The 15,634-nt window shown below is 63.6% G+C and carries 15 protein-coding genes; 6 read left to right on the forward strand and 9 right to left on the reverse strand.

From position 1 onward, the window contains the following. Positions 1 to 15: 15 nt before the first annotated feature. A complete protein-coding gene (locus P5703_RS19075; protein WP_200588816.1) occupies positions 16 to 360 on the forward strand; it encodes a hypothetical protein in 345 nt (114 codons plus the stop codon). A 234-nt stretch (positions 361 to 594) separates the two neighbouring features. Next, entirely contained in the window at positions 595 to 870 is a 276-nt protein-coding gene (locus tag P5703_RS19080) for a hypothetical protein (protein WP_200588817.1), read from the forward strand. A 421-nt stretch (positions 871 to 1,291) separates the two neighbouring features. Here P5703_RS19080 and P5703_RS19085 read toward each other — a convergent pair whose 3' ends face one another. The 9 genes from P5703_RS19085 to P5703_RS19125 all read right to left on the reverse strand — a co-directional run bounded on the left by P5703_RS19085 (position 1,292) and on the right by P5703_RS19125 (position 11,021). Then, positions 1,292 to 2,221, reverse strand: a complete 930-nt coding sequence (locus P5703_RS19085) for an electron transfer flavoprotein subunit alpha/FixB family protein (protein ID WP_200588818.1) — start codon at positions 2,219 to 2,221, stop codon at positions 1,292 to 1,294. After that, entirely contained in the window at positions 2,222 to 2,971 is a 750-nt protein-coding gene (locus P5703_RS19090) for an electron transfer flavoprotein subunit beta/FixA family protein (RefSeq protein ID WP_200588819.1), read from the reverse strand. It lies immediately after the preceding gene. A gap of 39 nt (positions 2,972 to 3,010) precedes the next feature. Beyond that, a complete protein-coding gene (locus P5703_RS19095; RefSeq protein WP_003295612.1) occupies positions 3,011 to 4,486 on the reverse strand; it encodes a tripartite tricarboxylate transporter permease in 1,476 nt (491 codons plus the stop codon). 23 nt (positions 4,487 to 4,509) lie between these two features. Beyond that, positions 4,510 to 5,022, reverse strand: coding sequence for a tripartite tricarboxylate transporter TctB family protein (locus tag P5703_RS19100; RefSeq protein WP_200588820.1), 513 nt, complete (start codon positions 5,020 to 5,022; stop codon positions 4,510 to 4,512). 59 nt (positions 5,023 to 5,081) lie between these two features. Beyond that, a complete protein-coding gene (locus P5703_RS19105) occupies positions 5,082 to 6,068 on the reverse strand; it encodes a Bug family tripartite tricarboxylate transporter substrate binding protein (RefSeq protein WP_108241426.1) in 987 nt (328 codons plus the stop codon). 105 nt (positions 6,069 to 6,173) lie between these two features. Further along, on the reverse strand, positions 6,174 to 7,406 hold the full coding sequence (locus P5703_RS19110) for a CaiB/BaiF CoA transferase family protein (RefSeq protein WP_200588821.1): 1,233 nt from the start codon (positions 7,404 to 7,406) through the stop codon (positions 6,174 to 6,176). Positions 7,407 to 7,477: 71 nt separating this feature from the next. Then, positions 7,478 to 8,680, reverse strand: coding sequence for a 3-oxoadipyl-CoA thiolase (locus P5703_RS19115; RefSeq protein WP_200588822.1), 1,203 nt, complete (start codon positions 8,678 to 8,680; stop codon positions 7,478 to 7,480). A 23-nt stretch (positions 8,681 to 8,703) separates the two neighbouring features. Then, positions 8,704 to 10,233: a 3-hydroxyacyl-CoA dehydrogenase gene (locus P5703_RS19120; protein WP_200588823.1), complete on the reverse strand. Its 1,530-nt coding sequence runs from the start codon at positions 10,231 to 10,233 to the stop codon at positions 8,704 to 8,706. 2 nt (positions 10,234 to 10,235) lie between these two features. Continuing rightward, positions 10,236 to 11,021, reverse strand: a complete 786-nt coding sequence (locus tag P5703_RS19125) for an enoyl-CoA hydratase (protein WP_200588824.1) — start codon at positions 11,019 to 11,021, stop codon at positions 10,236 to 10,238. On the opposite strand from P5703_RS19125, the gene P5703_RS23975 reads away from it, so the two are divergent. The 4 genes from P5703_RS23975 (at position 11,009) to P5703_RS19140 (ending at position 15,594) form a co-directional block, all read left to right on the forward strand. After that, a complete protein-coding gene (locus tag P5703_RS23975; protein ID WP_352230424.1) occupies positions 11,009 to 11,203 on the forward strand; it encodes a hypothetical protein in 195 nt (64 codons plus the stop codon). The genes P5703_RS19125 and P5703_RS23975 overlap by 13 nt on opposite strands. A 67-nt stretch (positions 11,204 to 11,270) precedes the next feature. Further along, on the forward strand, positions 11,271 to 12,119 hold the full coding sequence (locus tag P5703_RS19130) for an IclR family transcriptional regulator (protein ID WP_003295599.1): 849 nt from the start codon (positions 11,271 to 11,273) through the stop codon (positions 12,117 to 12,119). A gap of 64 nt (positions 12,120 to 12,183) precedes the next feature. Next, positions 12,184 to 13,338, forward strand: a complete 1,155-nt coding sequence (locus tag P5703_RS19135) for an acyl-CoA dehydrogenase family protein (RefSeq protein ID WP_003295597.1) — start codon at positions 12,184 to 12,186, stop codon at positions 13,336 to 13,338. A 465-nt stretch (positions 13,339 to 13,803) separates the two neighbouring features. Continuing rightward, positions 13,804 to 15,594 carry an SLC13 family permease gene (locus P5703_RS19140; protein WP_285589085.1) on the forward strand — a complete coding sequence of 597 codons (1,791 nt, stop codon included), beginning with the start codon at positions 13,804 to 13,806 and terminating at the stop codon, positions 15,592 to 15,594. Positions 15,595 to 15,634: the final 40 nt, after the last annotated feature.

Consider the following 15,634-nt stretch of genomic DNA (forward strand, 5'->3'; position numbering starts at 1 on the left):
CGCAGGAGCACCGGCATGAACCCCAAGGACTGGATTGATTTGCTACAGCGCCTGTTTGCCTGGCTTAGTGAACGGCGCAACCCTGTACGCCAGCAGGCAGCACGCGTGCTGGCGACTTTTGAAGCCCATGGCGTCGCTCGCACTGAGATCAACGCCTTGCTGCCGGAGTCCCTTCAACTTTCAGCCTACCAGTGGTCGCACGCCGACCAGCTCAAGCTGGCCTTGCGTCAGGCACATCTGGATTGGCTCGATCAGCATTTCGCGCTCGAAGAAGGCTGGCTAACCGGGAAAAGCGACTCAGCCCACCAGCACCTTTTCAGCTACAAAGCGCCGGAACGGCTACATCAATGGTTTCAGTAGCAGCGCACACCCGGGGCCTGCTTCGAGTTCAAACTGCATCTGGTAACACCCGATACTCACGAAATCGGGCCGGGCTCGGAAGGCTATTACGCCCTGGTTCTGGAGCAAATAGATGAGGACCACTCGGCGTGCAGGCGCTTTTACCACCTCACTGAAGGTGGAGATCTCAAGCATTGGCCGAGCCTGATTCATCTTCTGCAGGTGTTGGCGATTGCCCATCACCACGGTGCCCTCATGCGCCGCTCGCAGCTGGATGCGGCTGCCCTGTATCAGCTGAGCCACCATAAAGGGCTTATTCCCAACTGGCTGGACAGGTGCCGCCCTCATCTGCTGGAAGCTGACCATGAGCTATGGCCGCATTTTTCTGGGCGTCCCACCTGGCTCGAGGAGTTGCGTGCAGATACCGAGCAGGGGCTCTGTGGTGCCCAGCTGATTGATGTCGTTGAGAAGATTCGTACGGATACTCAACGTTTCTCGCGTCAGCCCGGCACGCGACACTGTGACAAGTGAAAATAGCGTTTCTGAGGTACAAAAACAGTACGCTAGCGGTACAGTCCCTAGCTTTTTCAGGTTTCGCAAAATTTCGCTAAAGCCCAGTAACCACGCTGCCTTCAGCTTATTTTACTTGCGCTGAGCTGCTCTCGGTTTTACTGGGCTTGCGGCGTTTCGAGGCAACTCATAATCCCTTGGTCCACGGTTCGCTCTACAGCGGCCAAGTGGACGGAGGAAGATTTATGAAGAGAGGAAGCAGAGCGTGCTGGCGAACCGCCAGGCCTGGCGCGCTCGCCATACGCGCCCGACAAGTGCGTCGATGGATTTTCAAGCAGGGGCTGTCGCGAATGGCAAGCCCTGCGTGGATACATCGTTCTCGTCTGAGAAGCCAACACGAGGAACGAGGCTCCGCTAGCGCAGGGCGGATTGGTTTCCAACTTTAGATGGCTTTTTCCAGCTCCGGCACGAGCTCGAACAGGTCGCCCACCAGGCCGTAGTCGGCTACCTGGAAGATCGGCGCTTCCTCGTCCTTGTTAATCGCGACGATTACCTTGGAGTCCTTCATGCCGGCCAGGTGCTGGATGGCACCGGAGATACCGACCGCGATGTACAGCTGCGGTGCGACGATCTTGCCGGTCTGGCCGACCTGCATGTCGTTCGGCACGAAACCGGCGTCGACCGCGGCACGCGAGGCGCCGACTGCCGCGCCGAGCTTGTCGGCCAGCGAGTACAGGTGCTTGAAGTTGTCGCCGTTCTGCATGCCGCGACCACCGGAAACGACGATCTTGGCGGCGGTCAGCTCCGGACGATCCGACTTGGCCAGCTCTTCGCCGACGAAGGCGGACTTGCCGGCGTCGCCGGTGCCGGAGATCTGCTCGACCGCAGCCGAACCGCCGGTGGCATTCACGGCATCGAAGCCGGTCGCACGCACGGTGATGACCTTGATCGCGGCGCTGGACTGCACGGTCGCGATGGCGTTACCGGCATAGATCGGGCGCTTGAAGGTATCGGCGCTTTCAACCGCAATGATCTCGGAAATCTGGTCGACGTCCAGCTGGGCGGCGACGCGCGGCAGGAAGTTCTTGCCGTTGGTGGTGGCAGCCGCCAGCACATGGCTGTAATCCTTCGCCAGGCCAGCGATCAGCGGCGCGACGTTTTCCGGCAGTTGGTTGGCATAGGCTGCGTCATCGGCAACCAGTACCTTGGCCACGCCTTCGATCTGCGCGGCGGCCTCGCCGATGGCAGCGCAACCGCTGCCGGCGACCAGTACGTGGATGTCGCCACCGATCTTGGCAGCGGCAGCAACGGTGTTCAGGGTCGCGGCCGCGAGGACGGCGTTGTTGTGTTCAGCGATAACCAGGATCGTCATTTAGATTACCTTCGCCTCGTTCTTCAGTTTCTCGACCAGTTCAGCCACGGACTTGACCTTGATGCCGGCGCTGCGGGCAGCCGGTGCTTCGACTTTCAGGGTCTTCACGGTGGAAGCGGTGGCGACGCCCAGTGCATCCGGGGTCAGCACTTCCAGCGGCTTCTTCTTGGCCTTCATGATGTTCGGCAGCGACGCGTAGCGCGGCTCGTTCAGGCGCAGGTCGGTGGTCACGATCGCTGGCAGGCTGAGCGCGACGGTCTGCAGGCCGCCGTCGATTTCACGGATCACGTTGACCTTGTCGCCCGCCACTTCCACCTTGGAGGCGAAGGTGCCCTGCGCATAGCCGGTCAGTGCGCCGAGCATCTGGCCGGTCTGGTTGTTGTCGCTGTCGATGGCCTGCTTGCCGAGGATGACCAGTTGCGGCTGCTCCTTGTCGACCACGGCCTTGAGCAGCTTGGCGACCGCCAGCGAGTTCAGCTCGTCATTGGACTCGACCAGCACGGCGCGATCGGCGCCCAGTGCCAGCGCGGTGCGCAGCTGCTCCTGGGCAGCGCTCGGACCGATGGAGACGACGACGATTTCGCTCGCCACGCCCTTCTCTTTCAGGCGTACGGCTTCTTCCACGGCGATTTCGCAGAAGGGGTTCATCGACATCTTGACGTTGGCGAGATCAACGCCAGAATTGTCCGCCTTGACGCGAACCTTGACGTTGTAATCGACCACTCGTTTGACTGTTACCAGTATTTTCATGAATGTCTCCGATTGCAGGCACCACAGGGGTGGTGGCGATCAATGGGTGCGTAGCGATTGAATGTAGCGATGCAAGGCAAAGCCCAGGGAGAGCACCGTCAGGGCGATGAAGAACCAGTCGATGGGGCCACGAACGAACACATCGAAATTGTTGTTGCTGATCAGCAGCGAGCGGCGGAAGTTATCCTCCAGCATCGGCCCCAGGATGAAGCCGATCAGGAATGGCGCCGAGGCGAATCCGGTGCGATTGAAGATGAAGCCGACCAGGCCGAACACCAGCATGACCGCGATATCGAAGGTGCTGTTGTTCACGGCGTAGGCGCCGTAGATGCAGAACATCAATACGATGGGGAACAGGATCTGCTTGGGCACATCGGCAATGCGGGAGAAATACCGGATCGCCAGCTTGCCGGTACCGAACAGCACCACGGAGCTGAGCATGATGCCGCAGAACAGGGCGTAGATCAGGTTCATGTTTTCCTGGAACAGGATCGGTCCGGGAGTCAGTCCATGGATCATGAAGGCGCCGAGGATGATCGCGGTGATCACGTCGCCGGGGATGCCCAGCGACAGCAACGGAATCATGGTCGCACCGGCGACTGCGTTGTTGCCCGCCTCGGCCGCGGCCACACCTTCGATTTCACCTTTGCCGAAATTGTCCCGGTTGGGCGAGTTGCGGCGTGCTTCCGAATAGGAGATGAACGAGGCGGCAGTCGCGCCGGTACCCGGAATCGCACCGATGATCACGCCGATGAAGCTGCCGCGAATGATGCTGCGCATGCTGCCCTTGAGTTCCTGCCAGGTCACGTCGGCACCGGACACGGCGGTCTGGATGTGCTCACGAGCGCGCGACAGATAGAACTCGAGGATTTCGGGAATGGCGAACAGACCAATCAACAGCGGGATGAAGTTGATGCGATCCATCAGGTTGTAGTTGTCGAAGGTCAGGCGCTCGGTGCCGTAGACCGGGTCCATGCCCACCAGCGCGAGGATCACGCCCAACGCCGCGGCGATCAGCCCTTTCATCACCGAGTCGCCGGAAACGGAGATGATGATGGTCAGCGAGAAGCAGATCAGCCAGAAGTATTCCGGCGGCCCGAAGCTCAGCGCCAGCTTGGCCAGGTAGCCGGCCAGGAAGATCAGCGACAGGTTGGAGATGAAGTCGGCGATGCAGGACGCGTACAGCGCCATGGACAGTGCCTTCTTGGCCTCACCCTTCTGCGCCATCGGGTAACCGTCCAGCAGGGTGCTGGCCGATGCCGGGGAACCGGGGGTGCGGATCAGGATGGCGGTGATCGATCCACCATACATGCCGCCCTTGTAGATCCCGACCAGCAGCAGAATCGCGGTGACCGGCTCCATGCCGAAGGTGAACGGCAGGGCCAGGGCTACCGCCATGGTTGCGGTCAGCCCGGGAATGGCGCCGATCACGACGCCGATGACCACGCCGAGCGCGATCATCAGGATGTTTTCCACGCTCAGGAAAAGGCTGAGCACCTCGAGGATCTGGTCCATTTCATAGTCTCATCAGGCGGGACTCAATATCCCCAGAGAGAGCCGTAAGGCAGGGGAACATTCAGGCCATAGTCGAAGGCCAGGCAGATGCCGACCGGCATCGCGACACCCAGCAGATAGATGCCGATGCGCCTGACGCCCATGGCGATGAACAGCAACAGGGTGGCCAGCACACCGCATACCGCCGCGCCGATCGGCTCGAAACCGAAGTAGTAAACGGCGAAGGCCAGTATCGGCAGCAGCCACTGGCGGACCGGCAGATCACGCAGGCGAGAGTTGCGTTCAACCCGGGCGCGCTCCGGGCCGAACAGCATGCCCAGCACCAGGCCGATGCCGAGCAACAGGATCAGCCAACCCATGATCTGCGGAAGGATCAGCGGCGACAGCAGAGGAGACTGCAGCCGGCGAGGCTCCACGATGTACTCCGGAACCAGATAAAACAGAAACGCAAGGGATGTCGCGATCAGAATCAGGCTGACAGCCGCATCGGCGCTGGCAAGCCTGGACGCTCTCTGGCGAATAGTCGTGTTTTTCATAATCTACCCAGTCAGACAGGGGCGTCGCCTGCGGCGACGCCCTGCGAAGCTGCAGTGGTTTATTCGCCGAGGCCGGCGGCTTCAACCAGATCAGCCCACTGCTTGATATCCCGCTCGACCATGGCCTTGAACGCGTCACCCGACTCCTTGCCGGCGACAGCGCCCAGCTGAGGCAGGAAGTCCTTGAACGCCTGGCTTTGCATGACGCTGCCCACCGCGGCCTGGAGCTTGCCGTAGGCCTCGTCGGACATCGATTCGCTACTGATGAGACCGAACCAGGCTGAGGTCGCGAAGTCAGACAGCCCCTGCTCGGCGCCAACGGACTGCACGGTCGGCGCGTCAGGCAGGAAGGGCGACGGCTCGCTGGTGGTCACAGCCAGAACTCGCAGTTGCCCGGACTTGATCATCGGGTACACGGTCGGCAGGTTCTCGAACGAGAAATCCACGTCGCCGGCCAGCAGCGCCGGAAGTGCCTCGCCGCTCCCACGGAACGGAACGTGGGTCATGTTCTGCGCGCCGATCTTGGCCTTGAACAGTTCACCCGACATATGGATGGAGCTGCCGATGCCGGGCGAGCTGAAGGAGAGCTGCTCGGTTTTCGCCGCCTGCACAAACTCCTGGAAGGTCTGGAACTTGCTCTTGGCCGGTACGACCAGGACGTTGGGGATGTCGATGACGTTCTGAATGAAGCGGAAGTCCTTTACCGGGTCATAGGACAGCGGATACAGGCTCGCGCCAACGGTGTGCCCCGGCGAGGCCATCAGCACGCGGTAATCGGCATCGCGCTTGGAAACCCGGGCCAGCTGCGCGGTGGCAACCGTGGTACCGGCACCTGGACGGTTCTCGACGATCACCGTTACACCCAGTTCGGTGCCCAGCAGGTCGGCCACCCGACGGGACAGGATATCCGTGGAGCCGCCAGCGGCATACGGAACGACCAGCGTGATGTTTTTGGCCGGCCAGTCGGCAGCCTGGGCAGTCGAGGCCATCAGCGGAAGGAATACGGCGGTGCTTGCCGCCACCAGCATTTTCATCAGCTTGTTCATATTGTCTCTCTTATGGTTGGGTATTTGCTGATCCGGTGCATGCCGCGACATGACCGGTTGGACGTCCGGCTCGGGCAGTGAGCCCGTACCGGTGGACGAGATGGGCTATTCGAGTTGCTCGATGACCCCCTTGCTTTTCAGAACCTCCAGCGCATCGGCCGAAAGCCCAAGCCGGGACTTCAGCACCTGCTCCGTGTGTTCGCCGAGCATCGGTGCCGGCCGCTGGTACTCGACCGGGGTCTCGGAAAGCTTCACCGGGCTGCCGACCATCCTGAAGTCCGGGTTCATGGCGTGCGGGATGTTGACCAGCATGTCGCGGGCCAGCACCTGCGGCTCGGCCAGGGCACGGCCGATGTCGTTGATCACGCCGACCGGCACCTTTGCCGCGTGGATCCGGCTGACCCAGTTGTCGGCGGTATCCTTCAGGAAGCGTTCGGCGAGCAACCCGACGATGGCCTCGCGGTTGCGCACGCGATCGGCGTTCCTGGTGAAGCGCGGGTCCAGCGGCAGTTCCGGCAGGCCGATGGCATCGCACAAGGCGACGAACTGGGTGTCGTTGCCGCAGGCGATGATGAAATCCATGTCGCTGGCAGTGAACACCTGATACGGCACGATGTTCACGTGGGCATTGCCCTGGCGCCCCGGCGAGCGGCCGGTGCTCAGGTAGTTCTGGCTCTGGTTGCCCAGGGCCGCCACCTGTACGTCCAGCAGCGCCATGTCGCAGTGCTGGCCGCGGCCGGTCTTCTCACGAGCCAGCAGCGCGGCCTGGATGGCGACGGTCGAGTACAGGCCGGTCATCACGTCGGCCACGGCCACGCCTACCTTCTGCGGGCCGGCACCCGGCACACCGTCCTTCTCGCCGGTGACGCTCATCAGGCCACCCATGCCCTGGATGATGAAGTCGTAGCCGGGCTCCTCGGCGCGCGGGCCGGTCTGGCCAAAGCCGGTGATCGAGCAGTACACCAGGCGCGGATTGACCTGGGACAGGCTGGCGTAATCCAGACCGTACTTGGCCAGCGAGCCTGCCTTGTAGTTCTCGATCAGCACGTCGGAGGTAGCAGCCAGTGCGCGCACCAGCTCCTGGCCTTCCGGCGTGGCGATGTTGACGGCCACCGACAGCTTGTTGCGGTTGGCGGACTGGTAATAGGACGCCTCGATGCTGTTCTCGCCGTCCGGGGTTTTCATGTAGGGCGGGCCCCAGCCACGGGTATCGTCGCCCACGCGCGGGCGCTCGACCTTGATCACTTCGGCGCCCAGGTCGGCCAGAACCTGACCGCACCAGGGACCCGCCAATACACGACTCAGGTCCAGCACCCGAATCCCACTCAATGCACCCATGTCTCTTACCTTTCTAACGCGGCCGGCGCAGAACTCCGCCGGCCTGGTTCACAGGGCCAAAGGCCTTTTGCTCAGACGCGCTCGATGACCATGGCCAGGCCCTGGCCGACACCGATGCACAGGCTGATGACCGCATAGCGCTTGCCGCTGCGCTGCAGCTCACGCGCGGTGGACAGTGCCAGCCGCGCGCCAGAAGCCCCAAGCGGGTGGCCTACGGCGATGGCGCCACCGTTGGGATTGACGCGCGGGTCGTCGAACGCCACGTCCAGGCCCTTCAGGCAGCTCAGCACCTGGGAAGCGAAGGCTTCGTTGATTTCGATGATGTCCATGTCGGCCAGGCTCAGGCCGGCGCGGGCCAGCGCCTTGTTGATGGCGTCCACCGGGCCGACACCCATGATGCGTGGCTCGACGCCGGCGACCGCGGCCGACAGGATGCGCGCCATGGGCTTGAGGCCATGCTTCTCGCCCGCGGCCTGGCTGCCGATCAGCAGCGCGGCGGCGCCGTCGTTCACGCCCGAGGCGTTACCGGCAGTGACCACGCCGTTCTCGAACAGCGGGCGCAGTTTGGCCAGTGCGGCCATGTCGGATTGCGGACGCGGATGCTCGTCCTCGGCGATCACGTTCGGCGGGGTCTTGCGCCCGGTCGGCACGCTCACCGGCAGGATTTCCTCGGCGAAGAAACCCGCCTGGCGGGCGGCCTCGAACCTGGCTTGCGACGCGGCGGCGAAGGTGTCGGCCGCTTCACGGCTGATGCCGAACTCGCGGGCCACGTTGTCGCCGGTCTGCGGCATGCTGTCGTTGCCGAACTGCTCGATGAGCTTCGGGTTCGGGAAGCGCGCGCCGATGGTGCTGTCATACATCGTGAAGTCGCGGCTGTAGGCCCTTTCCGCCTTGGCCATGACGAACGGGGCACGGGACATGCTTTCCACGCCGCCGGCCACGAACAGCTCGCCCTCGTCGCAGGTGACGGCGCGGGCGGCATCGACCACCGCGGCCAGGCCGCTGGCGCACAGGCGATTGACGGTCTGGCCGGGCACGCTGACCGGCAGGCCGGAGAGCAGCACGGCGTGACGCGCGATGTTGCGGCTGTCCTCGCCGGCCTGGTTGGTATTGCCGAGAATCACGTCATCGACGGCGGCGCCGTCGATTCCGCTGCGGGCGATCAGCTCGCGGATCACGTCGGCAATCAGGTCATCCGGGCGCACCGGCGCCAGACCACCGCCGTGGCGTCCGAAGGGTGTACGCAGACCTGCGTAGATGTAGGCGTTCAACATGACGATACCTGTATAGAAAGCGGTTAAACGGCGGACGGCTCATCCAGGCGCAACGACAGCCCCAGTTGGGCACGACGACGCAGCCAGGGGCTCGGGCGGTAACGCGGATCGTTGGTCACGCTCACCATGCGCTCGAGTATGGTCAGCAGGCGACGTGGATCGAGGCTGTCGCCCCAGGCCAGCGGACCCTGCGGGTAACCCAGGCCCAGGCGCACGGCCTGGTCGATGTCCTCGGGGCTGGCGATCCGCTGCTGAGCGATGTCGCAGGCCAGGTTGACCACCATGGCCAGCACGCGCTGGGCCACGAAGCCGACACTGTCGCGGATTACGCTGACGCCCACACCATCGCGGGCGAACAGGGCATGGGCGGCAGCGCGCATGTCCGGATGGGTGGCCGGGGTCATCATCAGCGTGCGATGGCGAGACAGGTCGGTCAGCAGGTCGATGCACAGGGTGCGCGCTGCATCCACGCCGAAGCGCCCGGCGGCGGTGGTGGCGTCATAGCCGTAGGGGGCGATCAGGCACAGCGCCTGCTCGGAGGGACGCTCCCCCGTCTCCACCTGCGCACCCAGCTGGTCGAGCAGCTCGACCAGCTTCTGCCGGTCGTTCGCGTTTTCGGTGGCGACCCACACCGGCGGCAACTGCTCGACGCTCGGCACCGGTTGCGGTTGCGGCGCATCGACCATCTGGCCGTTCTGATAGCGGTAGAAGCCCTGCCCCACCTTGCGGCCGACGCGACCGGCCACCAGCATCTGGCGGGTCAGCGGCGACGGCGTGTAGCGCGGGTCGTGGTAGAACTGGTTGTAGATGGATTCCATCACCGGATGGGAAACGTCCAGCGCGGTGAGGTCGAACAGCTCCAGCGGGCCCATGCGGAAACCGGCGCCCTCACGCAGGATGCGGTCCACCTCGCCTTGCTGGGCGACACCCTCGCCGAGGATCTTCAGGGCTTCGGTGCCGTAGGCACGGCCGGCGTGGTTGACGATGAAACCGGGAGTGTCCTTGGCGCGCACACCGGTGTGCCCCATGCGCCCGGCCAGCTCCAGCAGGGCATCGCTGACGGCCGGATCGGTGGCGATGCCGTCGATGACTTCCACCACCCTCATCAACGGAACGGGGTTGAAGAAGTGAAAGCCGGCGACCCGCTGCGGATACCGGCAGGCGGTGGCGATGGCGCTCACCGACAGCGACGAGGTGTTGGTCGCCAGGATGCACTCGGCGTCGACGATGCCTTCCAGCTGGGTCAGCAGGCCACGCTTGGCATCCAGATTCTCGACGATGGCTTCCACCACCATGTCGCATCCCGAGAGCTCCTCGATGGTGGCGACCGGCTTGAGCAGTGCCAGGGCGGCGTCGGCGGCGTCCTGGCCGATCTTGCCCTTGGCAACCAGCTTGCCGAGGGTTGCGCCGAGGTTGTCGCGAGCGTCGCCGGCCGCGCCTTCGCGGGCATCGTACAGACGCACCTGCACGCCAGCCTGTGCCGCGATCTGGGCGATACCGGCGCCCATTACGCCGGTGCCGACCAGCCCCATGATGTTGATCGAGCGAGCCATGCCTATTCTCCGCGGTAGGTGGGTTTGCGCTTCTCGAAGAAGGCGGCGGCGCCTTCCTTCTGATCGGCGGAATCGAACAGCAGCTGGAACGCCTTGCGCTCCAGGGTCAGTGCGCTGTCCAGCGGCAGATCGGCGCCGGCCAGCATCACTTCCTTGATCTGTTGCACCGCCAGCGGCGGCAGCGCGGCGATTTCGCCGGCCAGGGCCAGGGCGCGCCCGAGGGTCTGGTCGTCCGGCACCACTTCGCTGACCATGCCAATGGCCAACGCCTCGGGCGCCTTGACCATGCAGCCGGTCAAGGCGATGCGCATGGCCTGGAACTTGCCGACCGCGCGAATCAGGCGCTGGGTACCACCGGCGCCCGGCATCAGGCCGAGCTTGACTTCCGGCTGGGCGAAGCGGGCCGACTCGCCGGCCACGATGATGTCGCAGTGCATCGCCAGTTCGCAGCCGCCGCCCAGGGCGAAGCCGTTGACGGCGGCGATGACCGGCTTCGGGCAGCGGGCAATCGGCTCCCATAGCAGCTCGGTGTGACGGCCATACATCTCGATCGGCGAGGCGCTGGCGAATTCCCTGATGTCCGCCCCCGCCACGAAGAACTGCTCATCCCCGCTAAGCACGACGGCGCGGATGTCGTCGCGCCGGGCCAGCGCGCGGAAGTGCTCGGCCAGCTGATGGCGAACGGCCGCATTGAGCGCGTTCTTGGCGTCGGGGCGGTTGATACGCACGAGGGCGACACCGTCGGCCGGGTACTCCAGCAGCACGACTGGATCGATTGGTTGATTCATTTCGGCTCCGGTTTGATCATGCAGCAATGTCCGCTATGCGAAATGCCATTCCACACTTTGACCAAATAATAGGTTCCAACTTCGTTTTTTGTAAATGTCACTTCTTGTCGATACGTCGTTATCCTCAGCAAAGGCCCATTGCACGGGCTTTTGAGAGACAAAAAACTTTCCGTATGTCGTAGTTGCTGAATGTCCGCTATGCGGAATACAATTTCGAAAACTTGATTTTATGAAAATGGAGGCTCTACCATGCAACGCAAGATCAAGGATCGGTCCCCGGACAAGGACGCAGCTTCGGAGATCGAACGGGTACTGATCGATCCGATGTCGACCCTCGATGAGGAGGAAAAGGACCGCCAGTTCGTCACCGCTCTAGCCCGGGGCCTGGAGTTGCTGCGCTGCTTCAGCCCGCGTGAAAGCGTGCTGAGCAATCAGGAGCTGGCCCGCAAGGCCAACCTGCCGCGGCCGACCGTCAGCCGGCTGACTTACACGCTGACGCGCCTGGGCTATCTGAAGCAGTTGCCCCAGGGCAAATACCAGCTGGACGTCGGTGTGATGTCGTTCGGCTACGGGATGCTCTCCAACCTGTCGATTCGGGCTGTGGCGCATCCGCTGATGGAACAGTTGGCCAACCACGCCAATGCGGCGGTGGCGATGGCGGCTCGGGACCGGCTACAGATGGTTTACCTAGACGTCGTGCACGGTCAGGGCAACCTCACGATGCGGCGCCAGGTGGGTACCCATCTGCCCCTGCATCTGAGCTCGGCGGGACGTGCATGCCTGGCCGGCCTGCCGGAAAGCGAATGCGATTTTCTGCTGGACCACATCCGGACCCGGCATGCGGAGGACTGGCCAAAGATCCGCAAGAGCCTGGAAAAGGCCTTCCGGGACTACGCCGACTATGGCTATTGCCTGTCGATCGGCGAATGGCACCGGGATGTGAATGCGGTTGCCGTGCCCATGGTGCATGCGCAGCACGGGCTGCTGGTTTTCAACTGCGGCGGCCCGAGTTTCCAGCTCTCGCGCGAAAAGCTGGAAGAGGACATCGGACCGCGACTGGTCCACATGGTTAGCAACATCGAGGCCAGCACCCGCTGATGGAGATGCGGGTCGTGCCTCGACGACATGACGCGTCCGACCATCGGACCCCCGAGGAGCACACATGATCCGCGATCCGGAAACGCTGCAAATCCTGCTGGATTCCATCCGCCAGTTCGTCAACGAAGCGCTGATCCCGCGCGAAAACGAGGTCGCCGAAACCGACTCGATGCCGGCGGACATCGTCGAGCAGATGAAGGAAATGGGCCTGTTCGGCCTGACCATTCCGGAGGAATTCGGCGGTCTGGGCGTGACCATGGAAGAGGAAGTGAACATCGCTTTCGAACTGGGTCGCACGTCCCCGGCGTTCCGCTCCTATATCGGCACCAACAACGGCATTGGCTCCATCGGCATCCTGCTCGACGGCACCGAGGAGCAGAAGGCCAGGTACCTGCCCAAACTGGCAGCCGGCGAGTTCCTCAGCTCTTTCTGCCTGACCGAGCCGGACTCCGGCTCCGATGCCGCCTCCCTGAAGACCACTGCCGTGCGCGACGGTGAGTTCTACGTCATCAACGGCACCAAGCGTTTCATCACCAACGCACCGCAAGCCGGCATCTTCACCGTGATGGCTCGAACCAGCCGTGAAATCAAGGGCGCCGGTGGCATCAGCTCGTTCATCGTCGAGGCCGACACGCCTGGTGTCACCGTCGGCAAGCGCGACCACAAGATGGGCCAGAAAGGTGCCCACACCGCCGACGTGATTTTCGAGAACGTCCGCGTACCGGCCGGGAACCTGATCGGCGGCAAGGAAGGCGTCGGCTTCAAGACCGCCATGAAGGTGCTCGACAAAGGCCGCCTGCATATCGCCGCGCTCTCCGTCGGCGCCGCCGAACGCATGCTCGCCGACTCGCTGCAGTACGCCATCGAACGCAAGCAGTTCGGCCAGCCCATCGCCGAGTTCCAGCTGATCCAGGGCATGCTGGCCGACAGCAAGGCCGAGATCTATGCCGCCCGCTGCATGGTGCTGGACGCCGCGCGCAAGCGCGACGAAGGCCTGAACGTGAGCACCGAAGCCTCCTGCGCCAAGATGTTTGCCACCGAGATGTGCGGTCGCGTGGCCGACCGAGGCGTGCAGATCCACGGCGGCGCCGGCTATGTCAGCGAATATGCCATCGAGCGCTTCTACCGCGACGTGCGGCTGTTCCGCCTGTACGAGGGCACGACCCAGATCCAGCAGGTCATCATCGCCCGCAACATGATCCGCGAAGCACAGCGCTGACAGACGAGCCTGTCTCAGCCTGGGCTGGTGGCCAGCCGCGCCGCAATTAAGCCAACGACGGCTTCGATTTTCGGCAGCGGCTGGCGGACCACGGAACGCCGAACCTCAGCAGGCCCTGAATAGCCATCCCGCAACGGGACAAGACGTCGCCGTTCGCTGGTTCCGCCACATGAAGTCCGCCAGGCACGCAACGTCCTGCCGCGCCTCGCCGCCTTAGGTAGCGGATCGAGCGCCGTGCTGACGGCAATCCGCGGCCAGTCCAGGCTCACCTCTTTGTCACCGCCAAACAACGGCCAGCAGCCTCAAGCCGCCGCGCTGCAGAAGCAGGCCAGGGCCCTCGCCGTTAATAACTATAAGGAATATAAACATCAGGAAAGGTTTCTGGACTCTCTAAGCCGACCTCTCTATCGTGCGCCGCGGAGCCGCTGTTTCGACTCGCCATAGCCGCCACCCTTAAGGACGTCCATGCTTCCAGAATCGCTGCCGCTGTTGTTCGTCTGCGCCTTGCTGATCTGGGTGCTGGTGGCATTCGTGAGGGAAAGCTGGAGCCCCGATATCGTCGTGGCGATTGCCGTGGCGGTGTTGCTGGCGACGCAGTTGCTGACGCCTGGTGAAGTGCTGGGCGTGCTGTCCAATTCCGCCCCGGTCACTATCGCCTGCATGTTCATCATTTCGGCGGCACTGGAGCGCACCGGCTGTATCGATGCACTGGGCAACTGGCTCGGCAATCTGGTCGGCACCAGCCCTACGCGGGTGCTGGCGGGCCTGACCATCACCGCGCTGGTGATCTCCGCCTGCCTGAACAACACGCCGGTGGTGGCGATCCTTACGCCGGTCGCCATTTCCCTGGCGAAGCGTGCCGGGACCACCCCGTCGAAGCTGCTGATTCCCCTGTCCTACGCCACGATTCTCGGCGGCACGCTGACGATGATCGGCACGTCCACCAACATCCTCGTCGATGGCGTGGCGCGCAAGGCCGGCCTGGCGCCGTTCGGCATGTTCGAGATTACTGCGGCCGGCCTGATCATGGCAGCTGCCGGCATGATCTACCTGCTGACGGTCGGCAGGCATCTGCTACCGGAGCGCGACACCCTGTCCAAGCTGCTCGGCCCGCGCCTGGATCGCAACTTCATGACCGAACTGCGCGTGCCGCTCAACTCCCCGGTGATCGGCAAGACCATCGCCGAGGCCAACCTGAACGGCGGCAGCGGCCTGCAGGTGCTGCAGGTGAACCGCGACAGCCAGCTGTTCAGCCGCCCGGAGCACGACTTCGTCCTCAGCGCCGGCGACCTGCTGATGATCCACGGGCAGGTCAAGGATGTGGTGGAGCTGCGCGAGAGCGGCCACCTGACCTTCAACCGCGGCGATGCCTTCGAGACCATCAGCAGCGAAGACGTGATTCTCGCCGAAGCCATCGTCGGCCGCGGTTCGCGCTACAGCCACCGGCCGATGCGCGACCTCGACCTGTCCGCCCGCTATGGCATCAGCGTGCTCGCGGTGCACCGCCAGGACGAGAACATTCAAGGCAACTTCGATGATTTCCAGCTGCAGTTCGGCGACGTCATGCTGGTCGAAGGCACCCCGGCGCAGATCAAGCGTTTCGCCGACAACGGCGAGCTGATCAGCCTCAACGCCGTACAGGAACGCGCATTCCGCCGTGACAAGGCGCCGATCGCCATCATCGCCACGCTGGCAGTGATGGGGCTCGCCGCCTTCGGCGTGATGCCGATCGAAGGCCTGGCGATCATCGGCGCCGCCACGGTACTGGCCACGCGCTGCCTCGATGTCGAGGACGCCTACAAGGCCGTGGACTGGAAGATCCTCAGCCTGATCTTCGGCATGCTGGCGATCAGCATCGCGATGGACAAGGTGGGGCTGGTGCAGCTGATCGTGCAGAACGTGACGACGCTGACGCCCTGGGCCGGGCCGTTGTTCATGCTGTCGTTCATCTATCTGCTGACCTCGCTGCTCACCGAAATGCTGTCGAACAATGCCGTGGCGGTGCTGATCACCCCCATCGCCATCGGCCTGGCGCAGCACCTGGGCGTCGACCCACGCGCCTTCGTGGTCGCGGTGATGTTCGCTGCCAGCGCCAGCTTCGCCACACCTATCGGCTACCAGACCAACACCTTCGTCTACAACGCCGGGGGCTATCGCTTCGCCGACTTCCTCAAGATTGGCATTCCGCTGAACCTGCTGCTCTGGCTGGTCGGAACCCTGGTGATCCCGCTGTTCTGGCCGCTCACGCCGATTTGACGGCAAGGCTTGCGCTGGATCATTGACCGGCCAGGTGTTC

The sequence above is a fragment of the Stutzerimonas sp. FeSN7 genome (assembly GCF_030263795.1).
Classification (GTDB): Bacteria; Pseudomonadota; Gammaproteobacteria; order Pseudomonadales; family Pseudomonadaceae; genus Stutzerimonas; species Stutzerimonas stutzeri.

Coding starts and splice junctions, on each gene's coding strand:
- P5703_RS19115 (WP_200588822.1), bottom strand. CDS start 8,680: ATGTTGAACGCCTACATCTACGCAGGTCTGCGTACACCCTTCGGACGC.
- P5703_RS19105 (WP_108241426.1), bottom strand. CDS start 6,068: ATGAACAAGCTGATGAAAATGCTGGTGGCGGCAAGCACCGCCGTATTC.
- P5703_RS19085 (WP_200588818.1), bottom strand. CDS start 2,221: ATGACGATCCTGGTTATCGCTGAACACAACAACGCCGTCCTCGCGGCC.
- P5703_RS19095 (WP_003295612.1), bottom strand. CDS start 4,486: ATGGACCAGATCCTCGAGGTGCTCAGCCTTTTCCTGAGCGTGGAAAAC.
- P5703_RS19080 (WP_200588817.1), top strand. CDS start 595: ATGCGCCGCTCGCAGCTGGATGCGGCTGCCCTGTATCAGCTGAGCCAC.
- P5703_RS19130 (WP_003295599.1), top strand. CDS start 11,271: ATGCAACGCAAGATCAAGGATCGGTCCCCGGACAAGGACGCAGCTTCG.
- P5703_RS19090 (WP_200588819.1), bottom strand. CDS start 2,971: ATGAAAATACTGGTAACAGTCAAACGAGTGGTCGATTACAACGTCAAG.
- P5703_RS19100 (WP_200588820.1), bottom strand. CDS start 5,022: ATGAAAAACACGACTATTCGCCAGAGAGCGTCCAGGCTTGCCAGCGCC.
- P5703_RS19125 (WP_200588824.1), bottom strand. CDS start 11,021: ATGAATCAACCAATCGATCCAGTCGTGCTGCTGGAGTACCCGGCCGAC.
- P5703_RS19120 (WP_200588823.1), bottom strand. CDS start 10,233: ATGGCTCGCTCGATCAACATCATGGGGCTGGTCGGCACCGGCGTAATG.
- P5703_RS19110 (WP_200588821.1), bottom strand. CDS start 7,406: ATGGGTGCATTGAGTGGGATTCGGGTGCTGGACCTGAGTCGTGTATTG.
- P5703_RS19075 (WP_200588816.1), top strand. CDS start 16: ATGAACCCCAAGGACTGGATTGATTTGCTACAGCGCCTGTTTGCCTGG.
- P5703_RS19140 (WP_285589085.1), top strand. CDS start 13,804: ATGCTTCCAGAATCGCTGCCGCTGTTGTTCGTCTGCGCCTTGCTGATC.
- P5703_RS19135 (WP_003295597.1), top strand. CDS start 12,184: ATGATCCGCGATCCGGAAACGCTGCAAATCCTGCTGGATTCCATCCGC.